7 protein-coding genes are annotated in these 7242 nt (G+C 63.6%); 3 read left to right on the top strand and 4 right to left on the bottom strand.

The annotated features are described in order from the left end of the window. Positions 1-424: hypothetical protein (locus tag ACFE72_RS23865; protein ID WP_375415604.1), on the top strand; the 424-nt coding region annotated here is incomplete at its 5' end. Then, positions 364-2643: a spermidine synthase gene (locus ACFE72_RS23860; protein WP_375415603.1), complete on the top strand. Its 2280-nt coding sequence runs from the start codon at positions 364-366 to the stop codon at positions 2641-2643. The genes ACFE72_RS23865 and ACFE72_RS23860, both read left to right, overlap by 61 nt. A 187-nt stretch (positions 2644-2830) precedes the next feature. Here ACFE72_RS23860 and ACFE72_RS23855 read toward each other — a convergent pair whose 3' ends face one another. Continuing rightward, entirely contained in the window at positions 2831-3601 is a 771-nt protein-coding gene (locus ACFE72_RS23855; protein ID WP_375415602.1) for a L,D-transpeptidase family protein, read from the bottom strand. A gap of 215 nt (positions 3602-3816) precedes the next feature. Between ACFE72_RS23855 and ACFE72_RS23850 the strand changes: the two genes are divergently transcribed. Continuing rightward, positions 3817-4137 carry a hypothetical protein gene (locus tag ACFE72_RS23850; protein ID WP_375415601.1) on the top strand — a complete coding sequence of 107 codons (321 nt, stop codon included), beginning with the start codon at positions 3817-3819 and terminating at the stop codon, positions 4135-4137. 316 nt (positions 4138-4453) lie between these two features. Here ACFE72_RS23850 and ACFE72_RS23845 read toward each other — a convergent pair whose 3' ends face one another. The 3 genes from ACFE72_RS23845 to ACFE72_RS23835 form a co-directional block, all read right to left on the bottom strand. After that, positions 4454-5215, bottom strand: a complete 762-nt coding sequence (locus tag ACFE72_RS23845) for an ABC transporter permease (protein WP_375415600.1) — start codon at positions 5213-5215, stop codon at positions 4454-4456. Further along, complete coding sequence (locus ACFE72_RS23840; RefSeq protein ID WP_375415599.1) at positions 5212-6135, bottom strand: ABC transporter ATP-binding protein; 924 nt, start codon at positions 6133-6135, stop codon at positions 5212-5214. Before ACFE72_RS23840 ends, ACFE72_RS23845 begins: the two co-directional genes overlap by 4 nt. 165 nt (positions 6136-6300) lie before the next feature. Then, positions 6301-7242: 3'-5' exonuclease (locus ACFE72_RS23835; RefSeq protein ID WP_375415598.1), on the bottom strand; the 942-nt coding region annotated here is incomplete at its 5' end.

Below are 7242 nucleotides of genomic sequence, written 5' to 3'. Positions count from 1 at the left end.
GCTCCGCAAGGGCTGCGCGCTGCGCTGCGTCCGGGGAACGCGCCCCGTGGAGCGCAATATTGCAACACGCCGCAACACACGCCGCGTCAACCGCGGGCTTGACCGCGTATCCGTCGCTCTTGGCAAGACTTTTGCCCAGCAGGATGGATTGCCGGGGCAAACCCTACTGGATGCACACATCTCGCCTTCATTGCCGGGCTTGAACCGGCAATCCATCCCCTTCGAAACGATCTTCCGAAGATGGATGGATACGCGGGTCAAGGCCGCGTATGACGACCTTGTGAGATGCGGGACGATGGGCTTCAAGCTTAATTCCAACGCCTGCCCGCCGCCGGCATCAGCCGGATCCAAGCCGGAGCCTTCATGTCGTCGCTGCCGTCCGTTGCGGATCAGACCGCCGTTTTTCGAAACAGGCTGGTCCTGACCGTCTACACCGCCGCTATCTTCACCAGCGCGCTGCTGCTGTTTTCGGTGCAGCCGCTGTTTACGAAAATGGTGCTGCCCCGGCTCGGCGGCTCGCCGGCGGTATGGTCGGTGGCGATGGTCTTCTTCCAGTCGCTGCTGCTGGGCGGTTATGTCTACGCCCATGTCCTGATGCAGATCCGCGACCGCAGGGTTGCGGTGGCGGTGCATCTGGTCCTGCTGGTCGTCGCGCTGCTGACGCTGCCGCTGGGAATCGCGAACGGCTGGGGCGAGCCGCCGACCAGCGGCTACCCGCTCTGGCTGCTGGGGCTGTTTGCGGTGTCGATCGGCCTGCCGTTCTTCGCGCTGGCCGCCAACAATCCGCTGCTGCAGGCGTGGTTCGTCCGCACCGGTCATCCCAACGGGCCCGACCCGTATTTCCTGTACGCGTCCTCCAATATCGGCAGCTTCCTGGCGCTGCTGTCCTATCCGGTGCTGCTGGAGCCGATGTTCACGCTGCGCACGCAGAACCTGATCTGGACCGGCATCTACGGCTTTCTGATTCTGTTGATCGCCGGCTGCGGCGTGTTGCTGCTGCGGTCCCCGGCGAATGCGGTCGTCGAACCGGACGCGGCTGAAGCCGGTCTGGACACGCCCGGCCTGGCGTTGCGGCTGCGCTGGATATTCCTCGCCGCGGTGCCCTCGGGGCTCCTGATCGCGGTCACCGCGCACATCTCCACCGACGTTGCCGCGGCACCCCTGCTGTGGGTGCTGCCGTTGTCGCTGTATCTTTTGACCTGGGTGCTGGTGTTCCAGTCGCGGCCGCTGCTGCCGCACAGATGGATGCTGATGCTGCAGCCGCTGGCGATTGCCGGCGTGATCGTGCTGCTGGCGGTGGGCGGCGAACAGAACCTGCTGCTGACGCTGGGCGGCCATCAGCTTTGCTTTTTCGTGATCGCGATGGCGTGCCATGGCGAACTGGCGCGCACCCGTCCGGCTTCGAAATATCTCACCGGATTCTACGTGGCGCTGTCGTTCGGCGGCATGGTCGGCGGCCTGTTCGCCGGGCTGATCGCGCCCTTCGCGTTCTCATGGATCGCGGAATATCCTGTTCTGGTGGCGCTGGCCGTTTTGTGCCGGCCCGCGGTCGACGAGCGGCTTCGGCATTGGAGCCGCCGCTGGTACTGGTTTTTGCTCGCCGCAGCCGCGGCGGCGCTGATCGCGCCGTCCTTTGGCGGCGGCAAGGTTTTTAGCTGGCTGGAGGATCATCGGGTCACCGTAATCAGTACGGTCGCGATGGCCGGCATGATCGCCGCCATCCTGCTGAAGGCGGACCGCGCCAAGCTCGCCTGCACCGCGATTCTGGCGCTGCTGCTGATCCGGATCTATCCGGCCGACGACGGGCGCGTGGAGACCGTGCGCAGCTTCTTCGGTGTCCACAAGATGGTGGTGACGGCGAACGGGCAGTATCATGTGCTGATGCACGGCACCACCATCCACGGCGCCGAGAAATTTCGCAACGATGACACCTCGCCCGTCACCGGACGGCCCGAGGCGATCACCTACTATCACAAGGACGGCGGTATCGGGCAGGCGATCTCGGCCATTCGCGCGCGCAAGGGCGGGCCGATCCGCGTCGCGGTGATCGGCCTCGGCGCCGGTACGCTGACCTGCGCCTCGGAGCCCGGCGAAAACTGGAAATTCTTCGAGATCGATCAGTCGATGGTCGATACCGCACGCGATCCGAAATATTTCACCTTCATCCAGAACTGCGAACCGGACCTGAAGCCGGTGATCGGCGACGCGCGGCTGACCTTCGCCAGGGAACCGGACGGCGCCTACGACCTGATCATCGTCGACGCCTATTCGTCGGATGCCATTCCGATCCATCTGGCGACCGAGGAGGCGATGGAGATCTACAAGCAAAAGCTGGCGCCGCAGGGGGCGGTGCTGATGCACGTCTCGAACCGGCATCTGGAGCTGTCCAGCGTCGTGGTCGGCATTGCGGAGGCCAACGATCTGAAGAGCTGGGTTTACAGCGAGGATTCCGGGCGCGACCGCGAATACATCTTCTCCACTACGGTGGTGGTTTCCGCGCGCGAGGACGCCGATGTCGGCGCGCTCGCGTTATCGGACAAATGGACGCTGACCGAGGCCGAGGACAATCAGCGGGTCTGGACCGACGACTATTCCAACGTGCTCGGCGCTGTATGGCGCCGGCTGCGTGATGGAGAGCAATGAACCGCGCATCCGGGACAAGCCTGCTGGATGCACACATCCCGGTCATTGCCGGGCTTGACCCGGCAATCCATCCCCTTCGAAACGACTCTTCCGAAGATGGATGGATACGCGGGTCAAGCCCGCGTATGACGAGATGCGTGAATCCAGCAGGGACACGCCCGGGCATGACGAGCAAGGGTGATGGCCGTCAGTACTGCTGATAATACGGGCGCGGATAGCCTTGCTGCGGGGCGTAATAGACTTGCGGGGCGGCGTAACCCTGCGGGGCATAATACTGCTGCTGGCCCTGGGCATCGTACATACGCCGATAGCCGCGCGGCGCCGGATAGCGCGCCTCGGCCGATGAACCGTCGGCAGGATAGATATAGCCGCCGTCCGCCTGCTGCTGCGGCATGACCTGACGCTGCTGCGGCGTGATCACCACCGGGTCGCCGGCGGCATCGTATTGCGGCGTACCATATTGCCGTGCCGGATCGCGGCGCGCGACGGCGGTGCCGGTCCGCGGCTTGGGGTTGCGCGCCATGGCCACCTGCGACGAGCCGGTCAGGGTAATGGTGGTGTTGAGCACGCCGTCAGCCTGCACCAGCTTGTACAAGGTCGAAGCATTGGCGCGCGACAGCCGCACGCAGCCATGCGAAGCGGGGCTGCCAAGACGGCTTTCCGAATCGGTGCCGTGAATGGCATGGCCGATCTTGGTAAAGAAGATCGAATGCGGCATCGGCGCGTCGTCGAATTCCTTGGAATAGTGATCCTCCTCCATGCGAAACGCGCGAAAACTGCCATTCGGCGTCTCATAGGAAGGCAGGCCGCTCGAAACCGGCCAATGGTAGCGCTCGACGCCGTCCACGGCGACGGTCATCTGCTGGGCGTCCTTGTCCACGGTGATGGACACTTTGGCTTGTGTGGAGGTGCAAGTGGCGAACGCAATGCCCGCGAGGGCAACAAGAAGGGAGCGCATTTACTTTTTGGCCTCCAGGCCCGACAACAACGCCACCGATCCGTCCCCCGCAGCGATAATGCACAAAAGACGGCTTTGTTTCCAGTAGCTTCGTGAAGCCAGCGTTAACGCACCAGACGGCGCAAACAAGGCGGCGGCGCGGCCAAATCCGGCGTACGGGCAACCTTTTGGCAGCGGCGGCGTTATCGGCCACCGTTTCGCGCAAAGGAATTCCAATGAAGACCAGGACATCGACGCTGCAAACCGGCACTTCCATCAAGATTTATCTGGCGGTGGCGGCGATGGCGCTCGCATTGATCGCCATTCCCCATGCCGGCCACGCGCAGGGCGTTTTCCGCGGCGCGGAACAGGGCGGCAGGGAGGGTGTACGAGAGGGCGGTCGCGCGGCGGGTCCGGTCGGTGCCGTTGTCGGCGGCGCAATCGGGACCGGCGTGGGTGCGGCTGTCGGCGGCGTCCGCGGCGTGCTGGGCGTCGACAGGGGACGCCGCTGCCGCGGCTATTACGACCGCTACGACCGCTTCCGCTGCTATCGGTAATCGCCTCGGCCGCCATTACGGTGCCGACGTTGCCCTGCGCACTGCTTCTCCTTTCTTTCGTCATGCCCGGGCTTGTCCCGGGCATCTACGTCTTTGCCACGTCTTTGCGGCGGCGCGTGGATAAGACGTGATGGCCGGGAAGGCCCTCGGAAGCACACATCTCATCCTCATGGCCTGGCTCGACCCGGCAATCCATCCCTTCCAAACGACTGTTCCGAAGATGGATGGATACGCGGGTCAAGCCCGCGTGTAAGGAGATGGAATCCGGAGCGCTCTCGTTCCCAGGCGCCGTGCGGCTTGCGAAGGACGCTTCGCGTCAGTTCTTGAGCCGGTAGCCGGTCTTGAAGATCCACCATACCGCGATCATGCAGATCGCCAGGAATGCCAGCGTCACGCCGACGCTGAGGCCGATGCTGACATCGGCGATTTCGTAAAAACTCCAGCGGAAGCCGCTGATCAGATATACCACCGGATTGAGCAGCGTGATGGTGCGCCAGCCCGACGGCAGCATGTTGACCGAGTAAAAGCTGCCGCCGAGAAATGTCAGCGGCGTCACCACCAGCATCGGGATCATCTGCAGCTTTTCGAACCCGTCGGCCCAGATGCCGATGATGAAGCCGAACAGGCTGAAGGTCACCGCGGTCAGCACCAGAAACGCCAGCATCCACCACGGATGATGAATGTGCAGCGGCACGAACAGGCCGGCGGTGGCCAGAATGATCAGGCCGAGAATGATCGACTTGGTCGCGGCGGCGCCGACATAGCCGAGCACGATCTCGAAATACGACACCGGCGCCGACAGGATCTCGTAAATGGTGCCGACGAATTTCGGAAAGTAGATGCCGAACGAGGCGTTGGCGATGCTCTGGGTCAGCACCGACAGCATCACCAGCCCCGGCACGATGAAGGTGCCGTAGCTGACGCCCTCGATCTGGGTGATGCGCGACCCGATCGCCGCGCCGAACACCACGAAATACAGCGAGGTCGACACCACCGGAGATACGATGCTCTGCAGCAGCGTGCGCCAGGTGCGCGCCATTTCGAACAGGTAGATGGCGCGGACGGCCGGAAAATTCATGGCGCCCTCACCAGGCTGACGAAGATGTCCTCCAGCGAACTCTGGCTGGTGTCGAGGTCCGAGATGCGGATGCCGGCATTGCGAAGGTCGTTGAGCAGGCTGGTGATGCCGGTACGTTCGCCCTTGGTGTCGTAGTCGTAGGTCACGGCCCGGCCGTCGTCCGACAGTTCGAGACTGTAGGGCGCGAGCGCGGTGGGGATGGCGTCGATCCTGTTCTGCAGGTGCAGCGTGAGCCGTTTCTTGCCGAGCTTCTGCATCAGGCCGGCCTTGTCCCCGACCAGGATGATCTCGCCCTTGGCGATGACGCCGACGCGGTCGGCCATCTCCTCGGCCTCCTCGATGTAATGCGTGGTGAGGATGATGGTGACGCCGGCGGATTGCAGCGTCCGCACCACCTCCCACATGCCCTTGCGCAATTCAACATCGACGCCGGCGGTGGGCTCGTCGAGAAACAGGATCTGCGGCTCGTGCGACAGCGCTTTCGCAATCATGACCCGGCGCTTCATGCCGCCGGACAGCGTGACGATCTTGGCGTCCTTCTTGTCCCACAGCGACAGGTCCTTCAGCACCTTCTCGATATGCGCCGGATTCTTCGGCTTGCCGAACAGCCCGCGGCTGAAGCTCACCGTCGCCCACACCGATTCGAACGCGTCGGTATGCAGTTCCTGCGGCACCAGTCCGATCAGCGACCGCGCGGCGCGGTAATCCTTGTTGATGTCGCAGCCATCGACGGTGACGCTGCCCTCGCTTAGATTCGCGATGCCGCAGATGATCGAGATCAGCGTGGTCTTGCCGGCGCCGTTCGGCCCCAGCAGCGCGAAGATCTCGCCGCGGTTGATGTCGAGATCGACATTGTTCAGCGCCTTGAATCCGGACCCATAGGTCTTGGACAGGTTCTTGACGGAAATGATGGGGGGCATGGGCGGATTGAAATCGATGACCTAAAGGCAGGAAGAGTGGTATCAACAGATAGGTACGCCAGACCATCGCGCAATCGGTTACTCATCAATACTTGCTTACTCGGCAGCGTGAGCGCGAGCGGGCCATTCAATCAACGCAAACATATAGTTCTTGAGCGCAGCCGCCTACACCCGCTCTACAAAGCTATCGACCACCTTCTTCTCGCCCGCCTTTTCGAACGCGATGGTCAGCTTGTTGCCGTCGATCTTCACCACTTCGCCGTAGCCGAACTTCTGGTGAAACACCCGGTCGAGCAGCGAGAATTCCGAAACGGTGCCGGTCGATTTCGCCACCAGTTCGCCTTCGATGGTCATCGGCGCGCGCCTGTTGCCCGCCCAGTTGCCGGCCCCGTCGCTGCGCGACGAGGAGAACGGCGACTGGCTTTCGTTGAAGCCGCCGCCGGCCTGGCCGCCGTTGCGTCCGCTCTGGCCGCGGGCGCGGTTGGCCTGGGCGCGCTGCCAGCCCGGCGTCGTGTAGCTGGAGCCGAACGATTCCACATTGTCAAAGCGCGAAGGGCCGTAGCCGCTGGCGCCGCCCCAGCCGGAGCCGCCTTTGGACTCGGTGATCTCGACATTGGGCGCCGGCAGTTCGTCCAGGAAGCGCGAGGGAATCGTGGTCGACCAGGTGCCGCGAATCCGCCGGTTGGTGGCGAAGTAAAGTTTGGCGCGGCGGCGCGCCCGGGTCAGGCCGACATGGGCGAGGCGGCGTTCTTCCTCAAGTCCGGCGCGGCCCTGTTCGTCCAGCGCGCGCTGATGCGGGAACAGGCCTTCTTCCCAGCCCGGAAGGAACACGTTGTCGAATTCCAGTCCCTTCGCCGAATGCAGCGTCATCAGCGACACCGCGTCGGCGTCCGCGCCGCTGTCGCGGTCCATCACCAGCGAGATATGCTCGAGGAACCCCTGCAGATTCTCGAATTCCTCCATCGAGCGCACAAGTTCCTTGAGGTTTTCCAGCCGGCCCGCGGCGTCGGCGGAGCGGTCCTTCTGCCACATCTCGGTGTAGCCGCTCTCGTCGAGCACGATCTCGGCCAATTCGGTGTGCGGCACCACCTCGCTCTGCACCCGCCA

The sequence above is a fragment of the uncultured Bradyrhizobium sp. genome, from assembly GCF_964252615.1.
Lineage (GTDB): Bacteria > Pseudomonadota > Alphaproteobacteria > Rhizobiales > Xanthobacteraceae > Bradyrhizobium.
The sequence above is the reverse complement of the archived record's forward strand: the minus strand, read 5'-3'. Positions and strand labels throughout refer to the sequence as shown.

Bases quoted from the DNA above. Each gene is read 5' to 3' on its own strand.
- ACFE72_RS23845 (WP_375415600.1), bottom strand. From the start codon at position 5,215: ATGAATTTTCCGGCCGTCCGCGCCATCTACCTGTTCGAAATGGCGCGC.
- ACFE72_RS23860 (WP_375415603.1), top strand. From the start codon at position 364: ATGTCGTCGCTGCCGTCCGTTGCGGATCAGACCGCCGTTTTTCGAAAC.
- ACFE72_RS23850 (WP_375415601.1), top strand. From the start codon at position 3,817: ATGAAGACCAGGACATCGACGCTGCAAACCGGCACTTCCATCAAGATT.
- ACFE72_RS23855 (WP_375415602.1), bottom strand. From the start codon at position 3,601: ATGCGCTCCCTTCTTGTTGCCCTCGCGGGCATTGCGTTCGCCACTTGC.
- ACFE72_RS23840 (WP_375415599.1), bottom strand. From the start codon at position 6,135: ATGCCCCCCATCATTTCCGTCAAGAACCTGTCCAAGACCTATGGGTCC.